This window comes from Brevibacillus sp. 7WMA2, from assembly GCF_010748895.1.
GTDB lineage: Bacteria > Bacillota > Bacilli > Brevibacillales > Brevibacillaceae > Brevibacillus_B > Brevibacillus_B halotolerans.
This window is the reverse complement of record NZ_CP048799.1, coordinates 3,972,821-3,997,500: the sequence shown is the minus strand read 5'-3', so window position 1 is coordinate 3,997,500 and position 24,680 is coordinate 3,972,821. Positions and strand designations below refer to the sequence as shown.

The following is a 24,680-nucleotide window of genomic DNA, read 5'->3' as shown; positions in this document are numbered from 1 at the left end:
AGATTCTTCTTTTATACTTTTTTTTCTCACGTATTTGGAAAGCTCTCTAGGTGATGCAAAGCGAGCGTACATCCTAAATAATGTTGCATATCTTTCTTCCATTGCCCTTTTAACTAAATGATCAATTCGCTTATCCCCGAAATCTAGTAACATTTCCTCTAATTCGCGTTTCAGCAGATATTCGACTTCCTGACATTCTTTTGTAGTAAGCAATAATCCTAACAACTATGATCATCTCCCGGAAATAAGTCTACGTATATCATTTCCTGTAGACTCATTCCCTATTCTTATTTTTTCTATTACTTTTTTTAATACAATTAAAAACAAAACGCTTTATATGGGAAGTTTTTAATCCCCCGTTACGAAAAATCAATCTACATACAGGCACTGACAGTGAAAAGGGCAATAAAAAAACCGCTATTTGAGCGGCTTTCCATTGCAATGCAATTATTTGACAAGAGGATTCAGGAGTTGAGGTGTTATTACTGACTCGATAACCGCTGCTACAAATAACATGACAACAATCAAAATAAATGTTTTCCAAAGAATGCGCAGACTATCTCCCCAGTCTCGTTTTACTCGATCCCTTTTTTGTGGTGCAAAAAGTGCCCCAATTGAACGAAATGATAATACACCAAAACGAATCCCCACCCCTGCTGCAAAAAGGATAGCAACAATCTCAATAACACCGTGTGGAAGAATGCCATATACAAGAATTTCCCATGTGCTGAGCCCTTTTGGATTGGGCATTGTTAAGATATATCCAAGTACAGCACCGTTCATAAATAAACCCCAAATAGGGAAAATGGCAAAAAACGTCCCCATCCCCAGCATCATGATCGCCGCCATTAGGTTATTCATAAAAATAACTCTTATGGTTGCAAAAATATTATTTTCCAACTGGAGCCCTTGAGAAACTTCTCTGACCTGTTCAATCATTTTTTCCAAAATCGTACTTAAACTAGCTGAATTAAGCATTCCAACAATTACACCTGCAAGCAGAATAAAGAGAGCAATTCCAAAATATTTGCGTGTTCCTCTCCAAATGTCACTAATAAAACCCCTCACTATACCCACTCCAATCTTACTTAACTATCCATTTCATTCATTTTACCTTTTTATACACATAGATGCGAAAGAATAACCTTTTCCAAATTGCATAAAATGTAGGGGGACAAACTGCTAAAAGGAGGTAGCTTATCATTATGAAGTATATGTTCGTAATCAGTTCTAAGAAGTTAAAACAGTTTTTTATTATTTGTATGGCCTTAATTCTTGGGGCAGGCATTGCTTATGCCGAACGTGACAGCTTGCATGTTTTCTCCGCCTCCGTTGATAAAAACAAAGGCCCACAAGCCATTTATAAGGTGGATACAAAGGAAAAAAAGGTTGCTCTGACATTTGACATTAGCTGGGGAGAAACGCGGACACAGCCCATTCTCGATATTTTAAAAGAGAAGAAGCTCGACAAGGTTACCTTTTTCCTCTCTTCTCCATGGAGTCAAAAGCACCCTGAAATGGTAAAGAAAATTGTTGACGGCGGTTACGAAATTGGCTCGCATGGTCACCGGCATGATAATTATAGCCGTTATTCTGAAGAACAAATGCGGACCCAAATCGGCAAAGCTGATACCATTCTCACTGAGCTAACAGGGAAAAAGCCTAATTTAATCCGTATGCCAAATGGTGATTTTGATAAACGGGTGCTTCGCGTAGCAAATGACATGGGCTATATGGTTATTCAATGGGATACCGATTCTCTTGACTGGATGAATCCTGGCACGGATCGAATCATCCAAAAGGTTGTCTCAAAGGCCCATCCCGGTGATATTATCTTGATGCATGCAAGCGATTCCTGCAAACAAACTCATCTTGCCCTACCGGTTATTATCGACAAATTACGGTCTCAAGGATATGAATTCGTGACCGTATCTGAATTAATTTCAGGATCAAAAATCAAAAGCGAGGAAATTAAGTAATTCGTAAAAAACAAAGCCTATGTCCTAAACAAAAAGCTACTCCCGCACAGATGGAGTAGCCTTTTGTTTGTCATAAGTAAAATATGTAAACCTTGCCTAGATTAAAAAGATTTCGATGTTTTTGTTTTCGATTTCTTCGTTTGCTCCGTTCGCGTAGTTAAGCGATGTAGTTGTAAAATCTGCCAAACATTACAGAACAGCAAAGGTACCACCATTACAGCAATAGCTTTAAAATCATCTTGCTTTAAAGCAGGCAGCCACTCAATAGCCGTCACCACAAAAATAAAGAATACTGTAGGTACCCATGCCGTTGGATTCGTCATCTTTACTTTCGCATATGCCGTTATTAGCGCTATTGACAGCAGCAAGACAGGTTCAACAAAGTATGGAAGCACCGAGCTTCCTTGTCCAAAAGCAATATACCGTAAATAAACCATGTCAAAAAAAGCAAATAATATAAAGAAAATTTGGATATTCTTTCGCAAAGCCTTGCTCTTCATTGAATTTAATACAAGGTAATTAAACATCATATACGCAAAGAAACCCATTTGAGCTACAATGCTAGTCGTTAAACCTAACAACAAATTCATCAATAGTCCCATAAAAAAATTAGCAATAGAACCATGGTATAAATTTTCCTGGGTAACTAACCCCATAAGCATTCCGCCGATACCACCCAATAACAGTGTTGTACCGAATAACCATCCATAATTACGCAAACTCAAGGCTGGTCCCTCCTTCATTGGCTCCTAATGATTTTACCATGCATGCAAGAAAATTCTAGCGTAAGAAAACAAAAAACTGCACATTTTATAAATAGCTGAGGACTGTAAAAGGAGGGTGTTCCCTGCTAATGTTAAACAAGCATATCTTTGTTGCCCTGATCCCTGTGATTACATGTGGTCTTCTCTTATCAAGCTGTGGAACAACGTCACAAAGCCATCCCCAGCCTGATTACAAATCCACCAAGACGATGGTTCTTGATATTTTGCAAACGGATGAAGCAAAAAAAACCATGGAGTCCATGATGAAAGACGAAAGCTTCCAAAAAAATCTCATCATGAATCCCGAGACTGTGCGTACTACGCTTATCCAAAGTATAGCAAAACCGGACAATCCACACATCAAGCAAGCATTTAAAGATCCCAAGTTCACCAGTACCTTAGCTAAATCCATGAAGGATGAGAATAAAAAGCTGTTAAAAGAGCTTATGAAAGACCCTGAGTATCAGCAAATGATGCTTAGTATTCTCAAAGATCCTGATTATGAAAAAAGCTTACTTGATTTGATGAAAACCTCTGCCTATCGTAAACAAACGATGCAAATCATGAAGGATAGCTTAGAAAGCCCCATGTTTCAAGCAGAGATGCTTAAAATCATGACGAAGGCCCAAGAGGATATGATGAACCCTCAGAATTTAAACGAAGGAAAAAAAGGCAAGAAGAAAGAGAAGAAAAAGAAATCATCGGGTGGATAAAAAAAGAAAGAGGTGAGCTTATTCTCACCTTTTTCTTTTTTTTATCGGGGCATACTTCTGTTAAATCTTTGATGCTGTTGGTTATTTACATAGTCGATCGACATCTTGAGCAAGCTGCATGTAAATTTGTCCAATAGCGTTTTCGGTTTTATAAATGGATGGAGAGTATTCAGGCTCCTGCGGATGATTCTCTGGTTGGCCAAGCGGGATTTGAGCGATCAGAGGACAGGACAGGGTTTCCGCTAGCTTTGAACCGCCTCCCCGTCCAAAGACATACTCTTTGGAACCATCCTTAGCTTCATACCAGGCCATATTCTCCACGACCCCCAAAATTTTATGACCTGTTTTCATTGCCATAGCTCCCGCTCTTGCTGCTACAAATGCCGCTGTAGGATGAGGCGTGGTCACAATAATTTCTTTGCTCTGCGGGATCATGGTATGAATATCAAGTGCTACGTCACCTGTTCCTGGGGGTAAATCAAGCAAGAGATAGTCAAGGTCTTCCCCCCAGTGTACCTCACTGAAGAAATTCCGAAGCATCTTACCCAGCATAGGACCGCGCCAAATGATAGGGGAGTTATCTTCAACAAAGAACCCCATCGACATTACTTTTACACCAAACTTCTCTACTGGTAAAATGGTCTGTCCAATAACCGTAGGGCGTTGCTCAATGTTCATCATATCTGGAACACTAAATCCATAGATGTCTGCATCAATAATTCCTACTTTTTTACCTAAACGTGCTAGTGCTACCGCTAAGTTAACCGTAACTGTAGATTTACCAACTCCACCTTTGCCAGAGGTAATCGCAATAAATGTTGTCTTTGAATTTTCAGCAAGGATAGGATGCAAAACATTTGTCTGACCAGGCCCCTGTCCTTGGCCCTGAGAAGCTGTAGCCTGCCCTCCACGCAATTGTTGGCTGAGCGCAGCCCTTTCCTCTTCTGTCATGGCTCCAAAGCGAACATCGACTTGCTCCGCGCCCAATGCACGAATCGCTTGCACCACGTCATCTTGAATTTTTACCTTTAATGGACAGCCAGATATGGTAAGCACTACTTCCAGAGAAACATGCCGTTCTTCAATCGCTATATTGCGAATCATATTAAGCTCTACTAAACTTCGATTTATCTCAGGATCTTTAACGTCACGCAATGCTTCGAGAATTTTCTCTTTCGTTAGCATGTTGAATCCACCTCGATTTTCTAGTTGGGAAACAGGCTTAGGGGTACGCATATACCCGTTGCCTAGTTTAGTAAATCACATGGTGTTCCCTTGCTGTTTCCTAATTTTTGCCCTCATTATAGCATAGTTACAGACTAAACAAGCACACCCAAACTATGGTGCGCTTGTAGCTGTGCTCTTTTCTCCCGCATAATGACGCAAGATTCCCTGATAAATCGCGTTTGCCATTGCTTTTTGATAATCTGCTGATTCCAATTTTCTTGCCTCTTCAAGATTGGATAAAAAACCCACTTCCACAAGCACTGACGGTGTCTTTACTTCCCGAATTAAAAAAATATCATCCGTCTGCTTGGGGCTTCTATCGGTATTTTCTAATACCCGTTTAATTTCATCCTGAATGAGAAAGGCCATTTTCTTACTTTCTTGAAAACCAGGGAAGTAAAAGGTTTGAGCGCCTCTCCACTTCTCCTGCGGAATGCTGTTTAAGTGAATGCTAACTAAAAAATCAGGAGCATTGTCGTTAATAAATTTCACTCGATTGCGAATATCCTCCGACTTTCGTTTTCTTAGCTTACTAGCACCCTCTGATGACAAATCCCTATCATCTTCACGCGTCATGATTACATAAGCTCCTGACTCCTGCAAAAAATCACGTAAATATAAACTGATAGGCAATGCCACATCTTTTTCAACCACTTTTCCATCCTTACTTACTGCACCACCATCCACGCCACCATGGCCCGCATCAATTGCTATTACTGTCCCTGCCAAAGGCAATGTCCAGGTGGACCAAGAAGAATGTGCGGGTAACTTGTACGTAAATATGATGACCAGCAGAAAGCAGGCGAGTACCCACCCTACTACTTTTTTAGTCACTTCGAACCGCCCCTTTGTCCAATTCTCTTCTTCATCATATGGATTAACATGGACAATTATGACGGGGTTGTCTATAAAAGTCAGACGGGAAAGTATGCGGATTGATGTCAACCTGTAACGGCTTTAATGTGTGGGCTGTTCATAGCATGGCGTGATATGGAGATGATAAAGAGATCAACCTTTTACCTTAACTTACTGGAAGGAATGCTTACGAATGCCAAAGCCTATTGCCATACCTGATCTTTCAAAACGACCGTATAGTTTGAAGGTGGAGCGTCTAATGGATTTATCACCAGATGTTTTATTTCAAGCGTGGACAAAGCACTTTGATCGTTGGTTTGCAGCTCCTGGAACTGTATGGATGAAAGGGGTGGTCAACACGCCCTTCTTTTTTGAGACACAATTTGAAGAGGAACGTCATCCTCATTATGGAAGATTTCTCAGACTTGAGCAGGACTGTCTGGTTGAATTAACCTGGGTCACTGGGGGTAAAGGGACAAAGGGGGCTGAAACAGTTGTCACGGTTGAGCTTGAGTCACATAGCAATGCTACACTGCTCCGTCTTACCCATGCCGGATTTCCAGATCAAGAGTCCAGAGACCAACATGAACAAGCGTGGCCACTTGTGCTTGAGCAGCTTAATAAAAGAATGACAGCACCAAGTAGCTAATGAACAAAGAATTTCTTCGAGGAATAACATAAGTACGGTCAAATTATGGTCTAGACATGACACTACTTGATCAAAAGAAAACAAGCCCCAAATCAATAAATGATTTGAGGCTTGGATCCTTATGATAACAGTAAAATTAACGTTTAGAGAACTGAGGCGCGCGACGAGCCGCTTTAAGACCGTATTTTTTACGTTCTTTCATACGAGGGTCACGAGTCAAGAATCCAGCGCGTTTAAGAGCACCGCGAAGTTCTGGATCTGCTTTTAGCAATGCACGAGCAACACCATGACGGATAGCTCCTGCTTGACCAGTTGTACCTCCACCACCAACGTTTACTAAAACATCATAGTGACCTAGAGTTTCAGTAAGAACTAGTGGTTGTTTTACGATCAGCTTTAAAGTTTCCAAACCAAAATAGTTATCCATATCACGCTTGTTGATCAGAATGCGACCTTCGCCTGGTACCAAGCGAACGCGTGCTACGGAGTGTTTACGACGACCTGTACCGTAGTATTGAACTTGTGCCACGAGTCATTTCCTCCCTTTTATTAGCCGCGAATTTGCCATGCTTCTGGTTTTTGAGCAGCATGTGGATGCTCAGTACCTGCATATACTTTAAGTTTTGAGAACATTTGACGTCCCAAGCTGTTTTTAGGAAGCATACCTTTAACAGCCAATTCGAACAAACGATCTGGGCGTTTGTTCAACATTTCACCAGCAGGAGTTGCTTTCAAACCACCTGGGTGCATGGAGTGTCTATAGTACATTTTATCAGTAAGTTTTTTACCAGTAAGCTTAATTTTGTCAGCATTAAGAACGATTACGAAATCACCAGTGTCAACGTGTGGTGTAAATTCAGGCTTTAGTTTACCGCGTAGGATAGATGCTACTTCGCTCGCAAGACGACCAAGAGTTTGGCCTTCAGCGTCAACGATGTACCATTTACGCTCAACTTCTTGCGTTTTCGCCATATATGTGGTACGCATGTTTGTCCCTCCTAGATATCTTGCCGTTCAATGTTAAAGGCCAAAGCTGCAACGGTGAACAACTTTACCTTGTGTATCCTAATTCGTACTAACTCAATTTTCAATCCCGGGGCTAGAGTGGGGCTAGCGGGTATGAAAATACCATTAGTTATCATACTATATAGATCATGTGAGAGTCAAGGAAAACGAATGGGCTATTCCTTGTAAAATACTTCCCACATTGTAAGACCATGGGGAGGTGCTGTCTGTCCTGCCAATTCCCGATCGCACCCTGCAAGAATACGAGGAATATGATCTGGACTTAGCTTTCCTTCTCCAACATTGAGCAAGGTTCCCGCAATGATTCTTACCATGTTATATAAAAACCCGTTGCCGCGACAAATAATCCAAAGAAGTGTTCCTTCTTGTTCAATTTTCACGTCATAAATGGTACGCACTTTATTCTCCACATGCGTCCTTGCAGAGCAAAAAGAAGTAAAGTCATGCGTTCCTATCAAATGGGTGGCAGCTTGTCTCATCACTTCCACATCTAGCGGATAGCGAACATGCCAAGCATAGCGGTGGCGAAAGATGTCTGGCACCTGAGTATTGTTGATACAATATCGGTATTCCTTCTCTCTAACGTCAAATCGAGCATGAAAGGATGGCTCTACCTCCTCTATTGTTTGAATGACAATCGAGTTAGGTAGCTGATTATTAAGAATCCAACACCATTTTTCTATGGGAATGGTTGATTTGGTATCAAAGTGAAAGGTTTGACCCTTGGCATGAACACCTGCATCTGTACGACCAGACCCGTGAATTTGAATCGTCTCGCCAGTAATGCGCATAATCGCTGCCTCAATCTCCCCTTGAATGGTTACTTGTTCAGGCTGAACTTGAAATCCACTATAATCAGTTCCATCATAGGCAACAATACCTTTTAATCGTTTCATGTTCTCCACCATCCTACAACTACCACAAGAACCAGCATAAATAACAACAGGATGCCGTCTCGATAACTGAATTGCAATTGACGTAATTTTGTACGTCCAATATCCCCACGATACCCTCTTGCCTCCATTGCTAATGCTAAATCCTCAGCTCGGCGAAATGCACTAATAAACAGCGGAATCACAATAGCAACCATGGCTTTCGCCCGGCTCAACAGTGTTCCACTATCAAAATTAGCACCTCTAGCCATCTGTGCTTTCATAATCTTGTCTGTCTCTTCCAATAGCGTCGGGATAAACCGAATCGCAATGGAAAGCATGAGCGCCATTTCATGAACAGGAAGACCCCATTTTTTTAAAGGGCCAAACATTCGTTCTACCCCATCCGTCAGATCAATAGGTGAAGTGGTTAAAGTCAGCAATGAACTGATTACAACCAATAGCCCTAATCGCATCGACACAAACAAGGCCTGACGCACACCCTCCTCTTCTATGCTGAACCACCCCCATCTTACATACACCTGCCCACCTTTCGTAAGCAAGAGTTGCAAAATGACGGTTAGCAATAGCAGGAACCAGACTGGCTTTAAGCCACGAAGAATATAGGAAAGCGATAGTTTCGACATAAACAAGCATAGCAAGAGAATAGCTACTAAGAATCCGTAGATTTCCGCCTTGTTCGCCATAAAAACAACCATAGCAAATACGATAATAAATAGAAATTTACTTCTCGGATCTAGGCGGTGTACAAAGGAATCCCCGGGTATATATTGGCCGATAGCAAAATTTTGTAGCATGCTCATTGAACATCCCCCTTACCTTGCTTGAGTAGATCAAGCAGATAGGAGGATAAATCCTCTTCTTTGTATAAAGAGAGCGGCAATCGCTTATTGTGTGGAAGCTTTTCATTTAATCGATGAAGAAAAGAGACTGTTTCAGGTACATCTAAAGCTAATTCTTGCAAAGCAGCTTGCTCTTTAAAAATGTCTGTAGGTGTACCCTCCATCGCGATTCTTCCTTTAGCCAATACCAGAAGATAATCAGCATACCGAGCAGCTTCCTCCATACTGTGGGTAACCAGTAAAGTAGTGAGCTTTTGTTCTCGATGAATCTGATAAATCCCTTCTAAGATGGCTTTCCTCCCAGCAGGATCTAGTCCTGCGGTCGGTTCATCTAGAACAAGTACTTTTGGTTGCATGGCCAATACCCCTGCAATTGCAACACGGCGCATCTGTCCCCCACTTAAATGGAAAGGAGAGCGATCTTTAACCTCATCGAAGGAAAGTCCCACAATTTCAAGCGATTCTTTTGCCCTTTGATAAGCCATTTGTTCGGGTAATTCATAATTTAGTGGACCGTACATCACATCTTTAAGTACAGTTTCTTCAAAAAGTTGATGTTCCGGATATTGGAACACGAGCCCCACCTGGCGGCGCAAATTACGCGTTTTTTTCGTTGTCGGAGTAACAACCATCTCGCCGACCCGCACAGTACCCTCTGTCGGCTTAATTAAACCGTTCAGATGCTGTATCAAAGTTGATTTTCCGGAGCCGGTTTGGCCAATAATACCTACAAACGAACCCGATGGGATAGTAAAGGAGATGTGCGAAAGTGCCTCTTTTTCAAACGGAGTCCCTTTTCCATACAAATAGGTCACATTTTCAAAAGATATTTGCATAATTCGTCAACCAACTCCTCTTGATCCAGTACAGTCTGAAGTTTTATACCTTGTTGCCTTAAAGTGTGACGAAGCCTTCCTGCAAAGGGAACATCCAGACCAATAGCCTTCAGACCCTCTACGTCAGCATACACTTCAACAGGAGTACCATCCGCATAAATCTTCCCCTGATCCATCACAATAATGCGATCAGACTCTAATGTCTCTTCAGGAAAATGTGTAATGTTAACGATTGTGAGCCCTTCTTCTCGGTTCAACCGGTGAACCAATTGAATAACTTCTTTCCTTCCTTGTGGGTCAAGCATAGCTGTGGCTTCATCCAAAATAATAATGGACGGGCGCATTGCCAGAATTCCAGCAATCGCAACACGCTGCTTCTGCCCACCAGATAGCCGTTGAGGCTGGCTTTTCAGGTAGGCTGTCATCTTAACCGATTCTAAGGATTCGTCAATACGCTTACGCATCTCAGTTGCTTCAATACCAAGGTTCTCAAGCCCAAAGGCTACGTCATCCTCGACGATCGTACCAACGATTTGATTATCTGGATTCTGAAACACCATACCTACCTGCTGTCTGATGTCCCATAATCGTTCCTCATCGTCAGTAGAAAATCCTGTGACCGTCAGTACCCCTGCAGTCGGTACCAACAAAGCGTTCATAAGCTTTGCTAACGTCGATTTGCCAGAGCCGTTATGTCCAATGATTGAAACAAAAGAACCTTCCTGAATAGAAAAGTCTATACCTTTTACCACGGGGGATGCTTCTGCTAGCTCCGAGTGATATTGAAAAGAAAGCCCACTAGCCTGAATCATGTTAGATTGTTCTTTCAAAGTCCTCACATCCCTCGTCACAGGCAAAATTACAAGATGTTTTTGGAACTAAATCTGGATAAAAGAAAAAAGGGTTGAATCAGAACCCGGCAAAACCAGACCCTGTCCTCACCCTTTCTCTAGCAACCAGTTACTATTCAACTAATTCGATATAAGCCATTGGTGCAGCATCGCCACGGCGAGGACCAACTTTAAGGATACGAGTGTATCCACCATTACGCTCAGCGAAACGTGGTGCGATATCATCGAAAAGTTTTTGAACAGCTGTTTTGCCTTCCTCAGTAGCAACTTCGTTACGAACGAAAGCAGCTACTTGACGACGTGCATGAAGATCACCGCGTTTTGCAAGAGTGACCATTTTATCAGCGATAGAACGTAGTTCTTTCGCTTTCATTTCAGTCGTTTCGATACGCTCATTGATGATAAGATCTGTTACCAAATCGCGGAACAGAGCTTTACGAGCCGCAGAACGACGTCCAAGTTTACGGTATGCCATGTTCTAACCTCCTTCTTTCTGGTATGTTGTGACTTAATATGCATCAGCATTTCACACCAGATTTGACCCTCTCCCAAGACAAGGAGTGGATAGTAGCATCTGTATAGATAACTATGCTAAAAGCTCTTAGTCATCGTTACGTAGTCCTAGACCAAGCTCTTGAAGTTTTTCTTGAACTTCTTCTAAAGATTTACGTCCCAAGTTACGAACTTTCATCATATCTTCTTCAGACTTCTGAGTTAACTCTTGAACCGTGTTGATACCAGCGCGTTTCAAGCAGTTGTAAGAACGAACAGAAAGATCAAGCTCTTCGATAGTCATCTCTAAGACTTTTTCTTTCTTATCTTCTTCTTTTTCGACCATGATTTCAGCATCTTTCGCTTCGTCAGTCAAACCAACAAACAAGTTAAGATGCTCCGTCATGATTTTGGCTCCAAGGCTAACAGCTTCCTCAGGGCGGATGCTTCCATTTGTCCAAACTTCCAATGTTAATTTATCATAGTTAGTCATTTGCCCTACGCGGGTATTCTCAACCTGATAGTTAACACGTTTGATTGGAGTGTAAATGGAGTCAATTGGAATAACACCAATTGGTTGATCCTCAGATTTATTGCCATCTGCTTGAACATACCCACGACCGCGCCCTGCTGTCATGCGAATATGCAGACGACCGCCATTTGCTAACGTTGCGATATGCAGATCAGGGTTTAAAATCTCCACATCACTATCAGCACGAATATCTCCTGCTTTCACAACGCCTTCGCCTTCAGCATCAATCTCAAGAATTTTTTCTTCATCAGAATGGATCTTAAGCGCAAGACCCTTGATGTTGAGGATGATTTCAGTTACGTCCTCCACTACTCCCTCGACAGTCGAGAATTCGTGTAGTACTCCGTCAATTTGAACAGAAGTAACCGCCGCGCCTGGCAAAGAAGACAGTAAAATCCGTCTGAGTGAATTGCCAAGGGTTGTACCGTAACCACGCTCAAGGGGCTCAACGACGAATTTGCCGTACAAGTTGTCGTCGTCTAACTCCACAACCTCAATTCTAGGTTTTTCTATTTCTATCATTCTTAACAAACCCTCCTTCAAAACGTCGAAATTCAAGGGTGGGCCTAGGGACCCACTCAGGAATTTCTTTCGGCGGTTTACCGTTTGCATGCATGTCAAGCCAAAAAAGCAGAATCTACCATTCTATTATGGACAAGTTCTGAGCTTTATAAACCCGACTACACGCGGCGACGTTTTGGTGGACGGCAGCCGTTGTGTGGGATTGGGGTAACATCTTTAATCATGTTAACTTCCAAACCAGCAGCTTGCAATGAACGGATAGCAGCCTCACGACCAGCACCAGGACCTTTAACTAGTACTTCCAAAGAACGCATTCCATGATCCATTGCAGTTTTTGCTGCAGTTTCAGCAGCCATTTGAGCTGCGAATGGAGTGCTCTTACGGGAACCTCTGAAGCCGAGGGCACCAGCACTGGACCAAGAGATTGCGTTGCCATGAGGGTCTGTGATCGTAACGATAGTGTTGTTGAACGTAGAACGGATATGTGCTATGCCAACTTCAACATTTTTACGATCGCGACGACGTGTACGAGTCGCAACTTGTTTTCTTTTAGCCATGTTAATTTACCCTCCTTTACTTCTTCTTGTTCGCTACTGTACGACGAGGACCTTTACGTGTACGAGCATTTGTTTTAGAACGTTGACCACGAACTGGTAAACCACGACGATGGCGGATACCACGGAAGCAACCAATTTCCATCAAGCGTTTAATGTTAAGAGAGATTTCACGACGAAGGTCCCCCTCAACTTTGATGTTCTTGTCGATGAATTCACGAAGTTTGTTAACTTCATCTTCAGTCAAATCACGAACACGAGCATTAGCATCTACGCCAGCTTCCGCAAGAATGCGTTTGGAAGTAGAGCGACCGATACCGAAGATATAGGTAAGTGCGATTTCCACTCGTTTTTCACGAGGCAAGTCGACGCCTGCAATACGTGCCATTCTTCTAAAGCACCTCCTTAAATTTATCCTTGTTTTTGCTTATGTTTTGGATTTTCACAAATAACCATAACGTTACCTTTGCGACGGATAACTTTGCACTTTTCGCAAATCGGTTTTACCGACGGTCTTACTTTCATGGTTCTTGCCTCCCTTTTCTAGGGGTTAAAATTATTTGTAACGGTACGTAATACGCCCGCGAGTTAAATCGTAAGGCGATAGTTCGACAGTTACCTTGTCTCCAGGAAGAATACGAATGAAGTGCATTCGAATTTTTCCAGATACATGTGCCAATACTTTATGTCCATTTTCCAGCTCAACACGGAACATTGCATTTGGCAATGGTTCGATGACGGTACCTTCTACTTCAATTACGTCGTCTTTGGCCATTGGCTAGTCTCCTTTCAACTGTTTATACAGTCAGACCATGAGTTTGGCATCATCATAATGCCTCGAGAAACTTCTCGGCTACTTGAACAAACTTATCGTCAACACGTTGAACGACAATCTTCCAGTTCACCTTCGTTTAGGGTCTAGTCAAGATCTCATAGCCATCTTCCGTAATCGCGATGGTGTGTTCATAGTGCGCACACTTTTTCCCATCCACTGTTACGACCGTCCAATTGTCCTCCAATGTGCGGACATAACGCTCGCCAGCATTCACCATCGGCTCGATTGCTAAAACCATTCCTGGCTTTAATCTTGGCCCTCTGTTAGGAGAACCATAATTAGGAATTTGTGGATCTTCATGCAAACTTTGACCGATTCCATGTCCCACGTACTCGCGGACAATTGAATAACCAGCAGCTTCCGCATGTAGTTGAATCTCATGAGAGATATCAGAAAGACGTCCATCAGGAATTGCTTTCGCTAAACCTTTATATAAGGACTCTTCCGTGACTTGCATCAGGCGCTGATCATCCACAGAGATGTTACCAACAGCATAGGTCCAGGCTGAGTCACCATGATAACCTTGGAACTTAGCACCAATATCTATGCTGATGATATCTCCTTCTTGCAATGCCCGTTTTCCTGGAATTCCATGTACGAGTTCCTCATTGACTGAGGCACAGATACTGCCTGTAAACCCACCGTAGCCCTTAAACGACGGAATCGCATTATGACTGCGAATAAAAGTTTCGGCCAGCTCATCAAGTTCCTTTGTAGTAACACCCGGCTTTATGAAGTTTGCCAGTTGTTGATGAGTTAAAGCGACAATTCGGCCAGCTTCCCTCATTATCTCAAGTTCAGCTTTAGACTTTATATTAATCATTATCGCTTACCCTCGCAATAACGTGGCAATATTTTCAAACACCTTGTCGATATCCTGTTCCCCATTGGTTGTACGCAAGATACCCTCTTTGGAGTAGTAATCAACTAAAAGATTAGCTTGAGAAATATTAACATCTAAACGTTGTGTTACTACTTCTGCTTTGTCATCATCTCGTTGGAATAGCTTGCTGCCATCTTTGTCACAGATTCCATCCACTTGAGGTGGGTTAAACACTGTGTGGTAGCTCGCAGCGCAAGTTGGGCAGATCCAGCGACCAGTAAGACGTTCAATTAACAACTCGCGGCGAACCTCGATGTTAATCACGTGGTCAAGTTCACGTCCCAGTTCTTTTAGCATGGAGCTTAATGCTTCAGCTTGTGGAACTGTGCGCGGAAAACCATCGAGAAGAAATCCTTTTGCACAATCATCTTTACTTAAACGTTCCCGCACAATGCCGATCGTAATCTCATCCGGTACCAAGTTACCTTTATCCATGTAGGACTTTGCTTCCAAGCCTAATGGAGTCTGGTTCTTAATAGCAGCCCGGAACATATCTCCGGTAGAGATGTGTGGAATGTTAAAGGTTTCTACGATACGCTCTGCCTGTGTGCCTTTACCGGCTCCAGGAAGACCCATCAAAATTATATTCATGTCAATCCCCCGTCCACTTACGAAAGACCCTATAAGGAAATCCTTAAAGAATTCTTTCTGCACCAGATCCTCTCCCATTAGGAGGTTCAGAGGTGATTATTATACTCGTTATTTAATGAAGCCTTTGTAATGACGCTGTATAAGCTGGCTCTCGATTTGTTTCATGGTGTCGAGAACAACCCCAATCATAATCAAGATGGAAGTACCACCGATATAAATCGTGTTAGGTAATCCAAACATCTTACTAAAAGCGAAAGGCAATAGTGAGATGATAGTCAGGAATATAGCACCGGCGAACGTTAGGCGAGTTAATGTACGAGTAATATATACCTCGGTGTTAGTACCAGGGCGAATTCCAGGAATGTAACCGCCATTCTTTCTCATATTTTCTGCCATTTGAGCAGGATTCATCTGAACAAATGTATAGAAGAACGTAAAGCCAATGATTAACACCGCATAGAGCGTCATACCAAGCGGAGCGCTAACTTGGAAGTTGTTATAAATCCAGTTAGCAATTCCTTCACCAGTTGGTTTAACCCAGAAACTAGCGATTGTTGACGGGAACACTACTAGCGACACAGCGAAGATTACCGGAATAACCCCTGCTGAGTTGACTTTTAGTGGAATATGAGAAGACTGTCCACCATACATCTTGCGTCCTACAACACGTTTCGCATACTGAACAGGAATCTTACGCAAGCCTTGTTGCATGTAGATAATCCCTACAATCAGTAATAGAACTGCAAGTAGAATCAGCAAGATTTTAATAACTCCAAAGAAAACTTGCGAGTTGGGATTGTTAAACTGCATCTCATAGATCGTATGAATCCCACCAGGTATATTGGCGACGATACCCGCCATGATGATAATGGAAATACCATTACCAATGCCCTTTTCGGTAATTTGCTCACCTAACCACAGCAAAAAAGCAGTTCCTGCTGTTAGAGTCAAAGCAATTAACAAAAAGCTGCTCCAAGATGTATCAGTAACTAATCCGTTCATCATTCGGTTAAAACCATAGGTCATACCAAGTGATTGGATAAATCCAAGAACAATCGTACCGTAGCGTGTTACCTGCGCAATTTTGCGACGTCCCACTTCTCCTTCCTTCGACCATTGCGTAAACTTCGGAACCACATCCATGGAAAGAAGCTGCATAATGATCGAAGCAGTGATGTATGGCATAATTCCCATCGCGAAGATAGAGAACTTTTTCAATGCACCACCAGAGAATGTATCCAGAAGACCTACAAAATTGTTGGTATTACCTTGAAGTAAATCAACATTGATGTTAGGCACAGGAACGTGGGTTCCAATTCGGAAGACGACAAGCATCAAAAGAGTGAAAAACACCTTTCGACGCAGGTCGCCTATCTTAAAGATGTTAGAAAAAGATCCTAACATTAGATCACCTCAGTGGTTCCACCGACTTGAGCAATCTTTTCAGCAGCAGCACCAGAGAATTTGTGAGCTTTTACTGTTAGCTTCACTGTTAATTCACCGTTAGCCAAAACTTTCACGCCATCACGAAGAGCACTGATAACTCCTGTTTCTTTAAGCAACTCAGGTGTAACCACTGTACCTTCAGCAAAGCGGTTCAATGCATCTAGAGATACGATTGCAAACTCTTTGCGGTTGATGTTGTGGAAGCCACGTTTAGGTAAACGACGGAATAGTGGGTTTTGACCACCCTCAAATCCTGGGCGTACGCCACCACCAGAACGAGCATTTTGACCTTTGTGACCTTTACCAGCTGTTTTACCAGTTCCGCTTCCGATACCACGTCCTAGACGTTTACGCTCATGACGGGAACCTTCTGCTGGTTTAAGTTCATGCAATTTCATAGGTTGCACCTCCTCACTATCAATCTGTAGCTTATTCTCCGATTTCCTTTACATCTACAAGATGTTTAACTTTGAAAATCATACCACGCATTGCTACGTTGTCTTGTTTTTCTACTGTTTGATGGATTTTGCGAAGGCCAAGGGCTTTCACCGTTTCCTTCTGGTCAGCCGGACGACCGATTAGGCTACGTTTTAGCGTGATTTGTAATGATTTCGCCATGTCCCTTTCCCTCCTTCTATCCTAAAAGTTCTGCGACAGTTTTTCCGCGAAGTTTAGCTACGTCCTCAGCAGTTTTCAGACGGCTAAGACCTTCAAGAGTAGCGCTAACCATGTTGATTGGGTTGTTAGAACCCAAAGATTTACTCAACACGTCACCTACACCTGCAAGTTCAAGTACCGCACGAACTGGGCCACCCGCGATAACTCCTGTACCTTCAGAAGCTGGCTTGATCAATACGCGGCCAGAACCGAAATGGCACAAAACTTCGTGAGGGATGGTAGTTCCTTTTAAAGGTACGCGAATCATGTTTTTCTTCGCGTCATCAATTGCTTTACGAATAGCGTCTGGTACTTCTTGGGCTTTACCCATACCAGAGCCAACATGGCCGTTCTTATCGCCTACTACTACTAGTGCGCTAAAGCTGAAGCGACGACCACCCTTAACCACTTTCGCTACGCGGTTAACAGCGACGACTCTTTCTTCTAGCTCTAATTTGCTAGCGTCGATACGCATTCTTTTCCCTCCTTGTATCTTATTGTCTCCTAGAATTGCAGACCAGCTTCACGTGCTGCATCAGCTAGTGCTTTAACACGTCCATGGTACAAGTAACCACCACGGTCAAAGACGATTTCAGTGAGACCTTTTTCTTGAGCGCGTGCTGCGATCAAGTTACCAACAGCAGTTGCTGCTTCGGTATTAGAACCGTTATTTAAGTTAAGCTCTTTATCAAGTGAAGATGCAGCTGCAAGAGTTGTACCTGCTACATCATCGATTAACTGAGCATAGATATGCTTAGAAGAACGGAAAACGTTCAAACGTGGACGAGCAGCAGAACCCATTACACGCTTACGAATACGCAGTTGACGTTTTTTCCGTGCTTTGTTTTTATCGTTTTTCGTAAACATTAAGCGGCCTCCTTTCTGATGAAACTATGCGGCTTATTTACCTTTTTTACCTTCTTTACGACGAACAACTTCATTGCTGTAACGAATACCTTTACCTTTGTAAGGCTCAGGTTTACGTAGAGAACGGATTTCAGCAGCCACTTGGCCTACACGCTCTTTATCGATACCTTTAACAACAAGTGTTGTTTGGTTAGTTAATTCTAATTCGATTCCTTTTTCAGGAGTTACCTCAACTGGGTGAGAGAAACCTAAAGAAAGAGTTACACCGTTAGCAGACTTAGCTCCACGATAACCTACACCTACTAGTTCAAGTGTACGAGTGAAACCTTCAGATACACCTACAACCATGTTCGAAACCAAGGCACGAGTAGTACCATGGAGAGAACGATGAAGTTTATTGTCAGACGGACGTTCAACGTTTACTTCAGATTCAGAAATGTTGATTTTGATGTCCGGATGAAAGTTACGAACGAGAGTACCCTTAGGGCCTTTTACTGTCAACTCTGTACCGTTCAGAGTTAAAGTAACGCCTGCAGGAACCGTAATCGGTTTTTTACCGACACGTGACATGACTTGCACCTCCTGTGCGTAAATCTAAGATTACCAAATATAAGCTAGTACTTCTCCACCAACATGCGCTTGACGAGCTTGCTTGTCAGTCAAAACACCTTTGGAAGTAGAGATCAAAGCGACACCTAGTCCGCCTAATACACGAGGAATTTCATTGTTGTTAGCATAAACACGGTGTCCTGGCTTACTGATACGTTTTAGGCCAGTGATTACACGTTCGTTGTTAACCCCGTATTTAAGGAACAAACGAATGATTCCTTGCTTGTTGTCTTCAATAAATTCCGCATCACGGATAAAGCCCTCTTCTTTCAAAATACGAGCAATTTCCTTCTTCAGGTTAGATGCAGGAATTTCAACTTTCTCGTGACGAACCATGTTCGCATTGCGGACACGAGTTAGCATATCAGCAACTGGATCAGTCATTACCATGAGAGAAAAACCTCCTTCCCGTCTATATTACCAGCTGGCTTTCTTTACACCTGGAATTTGGCCTTTGTAAGCCAATTCACGGAAGCAAATACGGCACAGTTTAAATTTGCGAAGCACAGAGTGCGGACGACCGCAACGTTCGCAACGAGTATACGCACGAACTTTAAACTTTGGATCACGCTGTTGCTTCACGATCATAGATTTCTTTGCCACAATTGTCCCTCCTTACGATAGGGTTTATTTACGGAATGGCATACCCATCTGAGTTAGAAGTTCACGAGCTTCTTCGTCAGTTTTCGCAGATGTTACCACTACGATGTCCATACCGCGAACCTTATCAATTTTATCGTATTCGATCTCTGGAAAAATCAATTGCTCTTTAAGACCAAGAGTATAGTTTCCACGACCGTCAAAAGCTTTGGATGAAATACCACGGAAGTCACGAACACGTGGTAGAGATACGTTCATCAATTTATCGAGGAATTGGTACATACGCTCACCACGAAGTGTTACCTTCGCACCGATTGGCATACCTTCACGCAATTTGAAACCAGCGATAGACTTCTTCGCACGAGTAACAATTGGTTTTTGACCAGCGATTAATTGCAAATCTTCAATGGCTGTATCGATAGCTTTTGCGTTAGCAACTGCTTCACCAACACCAATGTTGATTACGATTTTCTCTACTTTAGGAACTTGCATGACAGTTTTGTAGTTAAACTTAGTCATCAAGCTAGGAACGATTTCCTGCAAGTACTTATCTTTCAATCTTGCTGCCATTTAAGACAACCTCCTTTCCGACCTGACTACTTATCGATTACTTCGCCAGATTTTTTCGCAACCCGAACTTTTTTACCGTTCTCTAATACTTTGTAACCTACGCGGGTAGGTTTTCCTGTTTTAGGGTCAATTAGAGAGACATTAGAAACGTGGATAGCAGCTTCTTGTGTTACGATTCCGCCTTGAGGATTCGCTTGAGAAGGACGAGCATGCTTCTTCACAAGATTAATACCTTCTACCAACACACGGTCTTTTTTAGGTAAAGCAGCCAATACTTGACCTTTTTTACCTTTGTCTTTGCCCGCAGTAACGATAACCATATCGCCTTTTTTTACGTGCATCGCTGGGTGCACCTCCTATCGAACAAAATACAAATTTGTTACGTTAATTTAGATAACCTCAGGAGCCAGAGAGATGATCTTCATGAAATCTTTTTCACGAAGCTCACGAGCAACCGGTCCAAAGATACGTGTACCACGTGGAGAGTTATCATCTTTGATAACTACCGCTGCATTCTGGTCGAAGCGGATGTAAGAACCATCGTTACGACGTACACCACTAACGGTACGAACGATAACAGCCTTAACTACTTGACCTTTCTTGACAACTCCTCCGGGTGTAGCAGCTTTGACAGAGCAAACGATAATGTCGCCTACGTTAGCAGTCTTGCGGCCAGATCCACCAAGAACCTTAATGCACATTAATTCTTTAGCACCAGAGTTGTCAGCAACTGCTAGTCTGGATTGAGTTTGGATCATTCTGAGTCACTCCCTTCGGATGTGATGTTTTATCCGAGTCTATCATATAGTAAGCTATCTTATACAATGACAGCTTCTTGTACTACTTTTACAAGACGGAATCTCTTGTCCTTAGAAAGCGGACGAGTTTCCATAATTTCTACGATATCACCGATTTTAGCTGTATTGTTTTCATCGTGTGCTTTGAACTTTTTAGAGTACTTCACACGCTTACCATACAACGTATGTTTTTTGTAGGTTTCAACCAGAACAACAACGGTTTTATCCATTTTGTCTGATACTACACGACCTACCAGCGTTCTACGCAAATTGCGTTGTGCGGTCATCGTTGGAACCTCCTTCCTTATATTAGCCGATTCCTAATTCACGTTGGCGTAGGATAGTTTTCGCGCATGCGATATCCTTACGCACTTGCTTAATACGAGCCGTGTTTTCCAATTGGCCAGTAGCTAATTGAAAACGAAGGTTGAACAATTCTTCTTTCAAAGAAGAAACGTTTTGTTCGATCTCGGCAGTGGTTAGATTGCGGTATTCATTAGCCTTCATGTGCGTCACCACCCACTTCTTCGCGCTTAACAAACTTACACTTAACAGGTAGTTTGTGCATAGCAAGACGCATAGCTTCACGCGCTACTTCTTCAGATACACCAGCAAGTTCAAACATAACTTTACCTGGTTTAACTACAGCAATCCATTTTTCAACGGAACCTTTACCAGAACCCATGCGGACTTCTAGAGGTTTTTGTGTAATCGGTCTGTCTGGGAAAACTTTAATCCAAACTTTACCGCCACGACGGATATAACGTGTCATCGCAATACGTGCTGCCTCGATTTGACGATTCGTTACCCAAGCTGGTTCAAGAGCTTGGAGGCCATATTCACCGAAAGCAACAGTTGTACCGCCTTTAGCGTTACCGGACAACTTCGGACGATGTTGTTTACGATGCTTCACGCGTTTAGGCATCAACATGTTTACTTGCCTCCTTCCACTCGTGCAACGTTCTTCTTAGTTGGAAGAACTTCACCACGGTAGATCCATACTTTTACACCGATGCGGCCATAAGTAGTGTGAGCTTCAGCTGTACCATAGTCGATGTCAGCACGCAATGTATGAAGAGGTACAGTACCTTCGCTGTAACCTTCAGAACGAGCGATATCAGCTCCACCTAGACGACCACTAACAAGTGTTTTGATACCTTTCGCACCTGCACGCAAAGAACGAGTGATTGTTTGCTTTTGTGCACGACGGAAAGAAATACGGTTTTCCAATTGACGAGCAATGTTTTCAGCTACTAGAGTAGCGTCAAGATCAGGTTTCTTGATCTCATTGATATTGATGTGTACACGCTTGCTAGTAAGTTGGGAAAGAGCTTTACGAAGTGTTTCAACTTCAGAGCCACCTTTACCGATAACCATACCAGGCTTAGCAGTGTGAATTGTTACGTTTACGCGATTTGCAGCGCGTTCGATTTCAACTGTAGATACAGCAGCGTCTTTAAGACGACCTTTGATGTATTTACGAATGTGAAGGTCTTCATGCAACAAAGTTGCGAAGTCCTTATCAGCATACCATCTGGATTCCCAGTCACGAATTACGCCAACTCGCAGACCGACCGGACTTACCTTTTGTCCCACTCAATTTCCCTCCTTATTTTTCGTTTAGTACCACTGTAATGTGGCTAGTGCGCTTATGAATACGGCTAGCACGACCCATTGCACGTGGGCGGAATCGTTTCAAGGTAGGACCTTGATCTACGAAAATTTGACTCACAACAAGATTCTCAACGTCCATGTTGTGGTTGTGCTCAGCATTAGCAATCGCAGAGTTTAAAAGCTTCTCTACTACTGGAGAACCTGCTTTAGGAGTGTGTTTCAAAATACCTAGAGCTTCTCCAATTTTCTTGCCTCTGATTAGATCGATAACTAGACGCACTTTACGAGGCGCGATTCGAATATTACGAGCAACTGCTTTAGATTCCATGTTTGTACCTCCCCTCTATGAAGAGAATAATTAGCGCTTCTTGGATTTTTTGTCGTTGTCGACGTGACCCCTGAAGGTACGAGTAGGTGCGAATTCACCTAATTTGTGTCCGACCATATCTTCAGTCACGTATACAGGAACATGTTTACGACCATCGTATACAGCGAATGTATGACCGATAAAATCAGGGAAGATAGTAGAACGGCGAGACCAAGTTTTGACAACTTTCTTCTCGTTTTTCTCGTTCAAAGCATCAACCTTTTTCATCAAGTGGTCGTCCACGAAAGGACCTTTCTTCAAGCTACGACCCATAGTTCAGAAACCTCCCTTCGCCAAAGGCGTTCGGTTTATTGTATTATCCGATCTTACTTCTTACGGCGACGGATAATGTATTTATCGTTCTTGTTTTTCTTCTTACGAGTCTTAAGACCCAATGCAGGTTTACCCCAAGGAGTAACTGGTGCTTTACGACCGATAGGAGCGCGACCTTCACCACCACCGTGTGGGTGATCGTTAGGGTTCATTACGCTACCGCGAACAGTAGGACGTACGCCCAACCAACGTTTACGACCAGCTTTACCGATGTTGATCAACTCATGATCCAAGTTACCAACTTGACCGATAGTAGCACGGCATACGTTGTGGATACGGCGAGTTTCACCAGAACCTAGACGCACGATTACGAATTCGCCATCGCGACCTAGCAATTGAGCAGAAGTACCAGCTGCACGAACCAACTGAGCACCTTTACCTGGTTTCAACTCGATGTTGTGGATTGTTGTACCAACAGGAATGTTTACAAGTGGTAAGCAGTTACCTGTTTTGATGTCTGCATCTGCGCCAGATACAATCTCATCTCCAACTTTCAAACCATGTGGAGCGATGATGTAACGCTTTTCACCATCAACGTAGTTAATTAACGCGATGTTTGCAGAACGGTTTGGATCGTATTCGATAGTAGCTACGCGACCTACGATACCATCTTTGTTACGTTTGAAATCGATAACACGATATTTACGCTTATGGCCGCCACCTTGATGACGAACAGTAATCTTACCTTGGTTATTACGTCCAGCTTTTTTGTTAAGCGGTTGTAGAAGAGATTTCTCCGGAGTGGAGGTTGTGATCTCTTCGAAGGTAGAAACCGTCATATGGCGACGACTCGGAGAAGTCGGTTTAAACTTCTTGATACCCATTCCTTATTCCCTCCTTATAGAAAGTCGTCGAGCTTAAATACCTTCGTAGAATTCTAGCTCTTTGCTATCAGCAGTCAATTTAACGATTGCTTTTTTCCACTCAGAAGTGTATCCAGCATATTTACCATAGCGTTTAGGTTTTGCAGCAACGCGAATTGTGTTAACTGCTTCAACTTTTACGCCGAAAACTTTCTCAATAGCTTGTTTGATTTCCGTTTTGTTGGCTTTCATAGGTACTTCGAAAACGTACTTCTTGTCAGCCATCATATCGGTGGTGCGCTCAGTAATGATAGGGCGCTTGATAACATCATGAAGGCTCTTCATTATGCGAGCACCTCCTCTACTTTAGCAACCGCTTCTTTAGTTACGATTACTTTATCATGAGCAACTAGGTCAAGAACGTTAACGCCAGCAGCATCAATGCACTTAGCACCTGGGATGTTGCGAGAAGAAAGAGCGATGTTTTGATCAAAGTCTGCTGTTACGATAAGAACTTTACGATCAACTTTCAAGCTAGAAAGAATACCAGCAAATTCCTTAGTTTTAGGAGCAGACAAAGTCAATGCATCTAGTACCAACAATTCATTGTTTTGTACTTTTGTAGATAGAGCGGATTTAAGAGCCAAACGACGAACTTTACGGTTTAGCTTATATCCATATTTACGAGGTGTAGGTCCGAATACTACGCCGCCGCCTTTCCATTGAGGAGAGCGAATAGATCCTTGGCGTGCACGACCAGTACCTTTTTGACGCCATGGTTTGCGTCCACCACCACGTACTTCAGAACGATTTTTAACATCGTGAGTACCTTGGCGTTGAGAAGCTTGTTGCATAACGATTGCATCAAACAGTACAGCGTTGTTTGGTTCGATACCGAATACAGCTTCAGCCAATTCGATGTCGCCTACTTGCGCACCTGTTTGGTTATAAAGAGCTACTTTTGGCATGTCAG

The 24,680-nt window shown here is 42.8% G+C and carries 42 protein-coding genes (1 of these 42 cut by a window edge); 3 read left to right on the top strand and 39 right to left on the bottom strand.

The window, feature by feature from the left end:
- Window positions 1-225 carry the 5' portion of a hypothetical protein gene (locus GOP56_RS17025; RefSeq protein ID WP_003333745.1) on the bottom strand. 6 nt of this gene lie to the left of the window's left edge, so only the first 225 of its 231 coding nucleotides appear in the window; its start codon is at window positions 223-225; the stop codon falls past the left edge of the window.
- Between the two features lie 222 nt (window positions 226-447).
- Window positions 448-1,068 (bottom strand): stage II sporulation protein M, encoded by a 621-nt coding sequence (locus tag GOP56_RS17020; protein ID WP_163246108.1) that lies wholly within the window; start codon window positions 1,066-1,068, stop codon window positions 448-450.
- Window positions 1,069-1,205: 137 nt separating this feature from the next.
- Here GOP56_RS17020 and pdaB point away from each other — a divergent pair, with 137 nt between their 5' ends.
- Window positions 1,206-1,979 (top strand): polysaccharide deacetylase family sporulation protein PdaB, encoded by a 774-nt coding sequence (pdaB, locus tag GOP56_RS17015; protein ID WP_022585107.1) that lies wholly within the window; start codon window positions 1,206-1,208, stop codon window positions 1,977-1,979.
- Between the two features lie 101 nt (window positions 1,980-2,080).
- On the opposite strand, the gene GOP56_RS17010 is transcribed toward pdaB, so the two are convergent.
- Window positions 2,081-2,704, bottom strand: coding sequence for a KinB-signaling pathway activation protein (locus tag GOP56_RS17010; protein ID WP_003345181.1), 624 nt, complete (start codon window positions 2,702-2,704; stop codon window positions 2,081-2,083).
- A gap of 128 nt (window positions 2,705-2,832) precedes the next feature.
- Between GOP56_RS17010 and gerD the strand changes: the two genes are divergently transcribed.
- Window positions 2,833-3,456: a spore germination lipoprotein GerD gene (gerD, locus tag GOP56_RS17005; protein ID WP_163246107.1), complete on the top strand. Its 624-nt coding sequence runs from the start codon at window positions 2,833-2,835 to the stop codon at window positions 3,454-3,456.
- 81 nt (window positions 3,457-3,537) lie between these two features.
- Here gerD and GOP56_RS17000 read toward each other — a convergent pair whose 3' ends face one another.
- Complete coding sequence (locus tag GOP56_RS17000; protein ID WP_003333751.1) at window positions 3,538-4,641, bottom strand: P-loop NTPase; 1,104 nt, start codon at window positions 4,639-4,641, stop codon at window positions 3,538-3,540.
- Between the two features lie 153 nt (window positions 4,642-4,794).
- Window positions 4,795-5,517 carry an N-acetylmuramoyl-L-alanine amidase CwlD gene (cwlD, locus tag GOP56_RS16995; protein WP_022585110.1) on the bottom strand — a complete coding sequence of 241 codons (723 nt, stop codon included), beginning with the start codon at window positions 5,515-5,517 and terminating at the stop codon, window positions 4,795-4,797.
- A gap of 214 nt (window positions 5,518-5,731) precedes the next feature.
- Between cwlD and GOP56_RS16990 the strand changes: the two genes are divergently transcribed.
- Window positions 5,732-6,187, top strand: a complete 456-nt coding sequence (locus GOP56_RS16990) for an SRPBCC family protein (RefSeq protein ID WP_163246106.1) — start codon at window positions 5,732-5,734, stop codon at window positions 6,185-6,187.
- A gap of 136 nt (window positions 6,188-6,323) precedes the next feature.
- On the opposite strand, the gene rpsI is transcribed toward GOP56_RS16990, so the two are convergent.
- The 34 genes from rpsI to rplD form a co-directional block, all read right to left on the bottom strand.
- Window positions 6,324-6,716 carry a 30S ribosomal protein S9 gene (gene rpsI, locus GOP56_RS16985; protein WP_003333754.1) on the bottom strand — a complete coding sequence of 131 codons (393 nt, stop codon included), beginning with the start codon at window positions 6,714-6,716 and terminating at the stop codon, window positions 6,324-6,326.
- 20 nt (window positions 6,717-6,736) lie between these two features.
- A complete protein-coding gene (gene rplM, locus GOP56_RS16980) occupies window positions 6,737-7,174 on the bottom strand; it encodes a 50S ribosomal protein L13 (protein ID WP_003333755.1) in 438 nt (145 codons plus the stop codon).
- Between the two features lie 194 nt (window positions 7,175-7,368).
- Window positions 7,369-8,109 (bottom strand): tRNA pseudouridine(38-40) synthase TruA, encoded by a 741-nt coding sequence (truA, locus tag GOP56_RS16975; RefSeq protein ID WP_163246105.1) that lies wholly within the window; start codon window positions 8,107-8,109, stop codon window positions 7,369-7,371.
- Window positions 8,106-8,909 carry an energy-coupling factor transporter transmembrane component T family protein gene (locus GOP56_RS16970; RefSeq protein ID WP_003333757.1) on the bottom strand — a complete coding sequence of 268 codons (804 nt, stop codon included), beginning with the start codon at window positions 8,907-8,909 and terminating at the stop codon, window positions 8,106-8,108. Before GOP56_RS16970 ends, truA begins: the two co-directional genes overlap by 4 nt.
- A complete protein-coding gene (locus GOP56_RS16965; RefSeq protein ID WP_003333758.1) occupies window positions 8,906-9,784 on the bottom strand; it encodes an energy-coupling factor transporter ATPase in 879 nt (292 codons plus the stop codon). Before GOP56_RS16965 ends, GOP56_RS16970 begins: the two co-directional genes overlap by 4 nt.
- Window positions 9,760-10,596 (bottom strand): energy-coupling factor transporter ATPase, encoded by an 837-nt coding sequence (locus GOP56_RS16960; RefSeq protein WP_031309258.1) that lies wholly within the window; start codon window positions 10,594-10,596, stop codon window positions 9,760-9,762. The genes GOP56_RS16965 and GOP56_RS16960 overlap by 25 nt, the downstream gene beginning before the upstream one ends.
- Window positions 10,597-10,747: 151 nt before the next feature.
- On the bottom strand, window positions 10,748-11,110 hold the full coding sequence (gene rplQ / locus GOP56_RS16955) for a 50S ribosomal protein L17 (RefSeq protein ID WP_003333760.1): 363 nt from the start codon (window positions 11,108-11,110) through the stop codon (window positions 10,748-10,750).
- A gap of 126 nt (window positions 11,111-11,236) precedes the next feature.
- Entirely contained in the window at window positions 11,237-12,181 is a 945-nt protein-coding gene (locus tag GOP56_RS16950) for a DNA-directed RNA polymerase subunit alpha (RefSeq protein ID WP_003333761.1), read from the bottom strand.
- A 158-nt stretch (window positions 12,182-12,339) separates the two neighbouring features.
- The gene (rpsK, locus tag GOP56_RS16945; protein WP_003333762.1) at window positions 12,340-12,738 is read right to left on the bottom strand and encodes a 30S ribosomal protein S11; all 399 of its coding nucleotides are present in this window, start codon (window positions 12,736-12,738) and stop codon (window positions 12,340-12,342) included.
- A 16-nt stretch (window positions 12,739-12,754) separates the two neighbouring features.
- Window positions 12,755-13,123, bottom strand: coding sequence for a 30S ribosomal protein S13 (gene rpsM / locus GOP56_RS16940; RefSeq protein WP_003333764.1), 369 nt, complete (start codon window positions 13,121-13,123; stop codon window positions 12,755-12,757).
- Window positions 13,124-13,146: 23 nt separating this feature from the next.
- Complete coding sequence (rpmJ, locus tag GOP56_RS16935; RefSeq protein ID WP_003333770.1) at window positions 13,147-13,260, bottom strand: 50S ribosomal protein L36; 114 nt, start codon at window positions 13,258-13,260, stop codon at window positions 13,147-13,149.
- Window positions 13,261-13,291: 31 nt separating this feature from the next.
- The gene (infA, locus tag GOP56_RS16930; protein ID WP_003333772.1) at window positions 13,292-13,510 is read right to left on the bottom strand and encodes a translation initiation factor IF-1; all 219 of its coding nucleotides are present in this window, start codon (window positions 13,508-13,510) and stop codon (window positions 13,292-13,294) included.
- Between the two features lie 136 nt (window positions 13,511-13,646).
- Window positions 13,647-14,393, bottom strand: coding sequence for a type I methionyl aminopeptidase (map, locus tag GOP56_RS16925; protein ID WP_003333773.1), 747 nt, complete (start codon window positions 14,391-14,393; stop codon window positions 13,647-13,649).
- Window positions 14,394-14,399: 6 nt separating this feature from the next.
- Window positions 14,400-15,044: an adenylate kinase gene (locus GOP56_RS16920; RefSeq protein ID WP_163246104.1), complete on the bottom strand. Its 645-nt coding sequence runs from the start codon at window positions 15,042-15,044 to the stop codon at window positions 14,400-14,402.
- A 108-nt stretch (window positions 15,045-15,152) separates the two neighbouring features.
- A complete protein-coding gene (secY, locus tag GOP56_RS16915) occupies window positions 15,153-16,448 on the bottom strand; it encodes a preprotein translocase subunit SecY (protein ID WP_003333775.1) in 1,296 nt (431 codons plus the stop codon).
- Entirely contained in the window at window positions 16,448-16,888 is a 441-nt protein-coding gene (gene rplO / locus GOP56_RS16910) for a 50S ribosomal protein L15 (protein WP_003333776.1), read from the bottom strand. Before rplO ends, secY begins: the two co-directional genes overlap by 1 nt.
- 31 nt (window positions 16,889-16,919) lie before the next feature.
- A complete protein-coding gene (rpmD, locus tag GOP56_RS16905; protein WP_003345160.1) occupies window positions 16,920-17,108 on the bottom strand; it encodes a 50S ribosomal protein L30 in 189 nt (62 codons plus the stop codon).
- 16 nt (window positions 17,109-17,124) lie between these two features.
- The gene (gene rpsE, locus GOP56_RS16900; RefSeq protein ID WP_003333777.1) at window positions 17,125-17,622 is read right to left on the bottom strand and encodes a 30S ribosomal protein S5; all 498 of its coding nucleotides are present in this window, start codon (window positions 17,620-17,622) and stop codon (window positions 17,125-17,127) included.
- Window positions 17,623-17,651: 29 nt separating this feature from the next.
- On the bottom strand, window positions 17,652-18,014 hold the full coding sequence (gene rplR / locus GOP56_RS16895; RefSeq protein ID WP_003333778.1) for a 50S ribosomal protein L18: 363 nt from the start codon (window positions 18,012-18,014) through the stop codon (window positions 17,652-17,654).
- A 33-nt stretch (window positions 18,015-18,047) separates the two neighbouring features.
- Window positions 18,048-18,584 (bottom strand): 50S ribosomal protein L6, encoded by a 537-nt coding sequence (gene rplF, locus GOP56_RS16890; RefSeq protein ID WP_003333779.1) that lies wholly within the window; start codon window positions 18,582-18,584, stop codon window positions 18,048-18,050.
- Between the two features lie 30 nt (window positions 18,585-18,614).
- Window positions 18,615-19,013: a 30S ribosomal protein S8 gene (rpsH, locus tag GOP56_RS16885; protein ID WP_003333780.1), complete on the bottom strand. Its 399-nt coding sequence runs from the start codon at window positions 19,011-19,013 to the stop codon at window positions 18,615-18,617.
- A gap of 27 nt (window positions 19,014-19,040) precedes the next feature.
- The gene (locus GOP56_RS16880; protein WP_003333781.1) at window positions 19,041-19,226 is read right to left on the bottom strand and encodes a type Z 30S ribosomal protein S14; all 186 of its coding nucleotides are present in this window, start codon (window positions 19,224-19,226) and stop codon (window positions 19,041-19,043) included.
- A 24-nt stretch (window positions 19,227-19,250) separates the two neighbouring features.
- Entirely contained in the window at window positions 19,251-19,793 is a 543-nt protein-coding gene (rplE, locus tag GOP56_RS16875) for a 50S ribosomal protein L5 (protein ID WP_003333782.1), read from the bottom strand.
- Window positions 19,794-19,819: 26 nt separating this feature from the next.
- A complete protein-coding gene (rplX, locus tag GOP56_RS16870; RefSeq protein WP_003333783.1) occupies window positions 19,820-20,134 on the bottom strand; it encodes a 50S ribosomal protein L24 in 315 nt (104 codons plus the stop codon).
- A 48-nt stretch (window positions 20,135-20,182) separates the two neighbouring features.
- Window positions 20,183-20,551 (bottom strand): 50S ribosomal protein L14, encoded by a 369-nt coding sequence (gene rplN, locus GOP56_RS16865; RefSeq protein WP_003333784.1) that lies wholly within the window; start codon window positions 20,549-20,551, stop codon window positions 20,183-20,185.
- 59 nt (window positions 20,552-20,610) lie between these two features.
- A complete protein-coding gene (rpsQ, locus tag GOP56_RS16860; protein WP_003333785.1) occupies window positions 20,611-20,877 on the bottom strand; it encodes a 30S ribosomal protein S17 in 267 nt (88 codons plus the stop codon).
- Window positions 20,878-20,899: 22 nt separating this feature from the next.
- The gene (gene rpmC, locus GOP56_RS16855) at window positions 20,900-21,097 is read right to left on the bottom strand and encodes a 50S ribosomal protein L29 (protein WP_003333786.1); all 198 of its coding nucleotides are present in this window, start codon (window positions 21,095-21,097) and stop codon (window positions 20,900-20,902) included.
- Window positions 21,087-21,521 (bottom strand): 50S ribosomal protein L16, encoded by a 435-nt coding sequence (gene rplP, locus GOP56_RS16850; RefSeq protein ID WP_003333787.1) that lies wholly within the window; start codon window positions 21,519-21,521, stop codon window positions 21,087-21,089. Before rplP ends, rpmC begins: the two co-directional genes overlap by 11 nt.
- Before the next feature lie 2 nt (window positions 21,522-21,523).
- Window positions 21,524-22,186 carry a 30S ribosomal protein S3 gene (gene rpsC / locus GOP56_RS16845; RefSeq protein ID WP_003333788.1) on the bottom strand — a complete coding sequence of 221 codons (663 nt, stop codon included), beginning with the start codon at window positions 22,184-22,186 and terminating at the stop codon, window positions 21,524-21,526.
- A 13-nt stretch (window positions 22,187-22,199) separates the two neighbouring features.
- On the bottom strand, window positions 22,200-22,532 hold the full coding sequence (gene rplV, locus GOP56_RS16840) for a 50S ribosomal protein L22 (protein WP_003345155.1): 333 nt from the start codon (window positions 22,530-22,532) through the stop codon (window positions 22,200-22,202).
- A 30-nt stretch (window positions 22,533-22,562) separates the two neighbouring features.
- Window positions 22,563-22,844, bottom strand: coding sequence for a 30S ribosomal protein S19 (gene rpsS, locus GOP56_RS16835; RefSeq protein ID WP_003333791.1), 282 nt, complete (start codon window positions 22,842-22,844; stop codon window positions 22,563-22,565).
- Window positions 22,845-22,897: 53 nt separating this feature from the next.
- Entirely contained in the window at window positions 22,898-23,728 is an 831-nt protein-coding gene (rplB, locus tag GOP56_RS16830) for a 50S ribosomal protein L2 (RefSeq protein WP_003333792.1), read from the bottom strand.
- 33 nt (window positions 23,729-23,761) lie between these two features.
- Window positions 23,762-24,052 carry a 50S ribosomal protein L23 gene (gene rplW / locus GOP56_RS16825; protein WP_003333793.1) on the bottom strand — a complete coding sequence of 97 codons (291 nt, stop codon included), beginning with the start codon at window positions 24,050-24,052 and terminating at the stop codon, window positions 23,762-23,764.
- Window positions 24,052-24,675, bottom strand: coding sequence for a 50S ribosomal protein L4 (rplD, locus tag GOP56_RS16820; protein ID WP_003333794.1), 624 nt, complete (start codon window positions 24,673-24,675; stop codon window positions 24,052-24,054). The genes rplW and rplD overlap by 1 nt, the downstream gene beginning before the upstream one ends.
- Window positions 24,676-24,680: the final 5 nt, after the last annotated feature.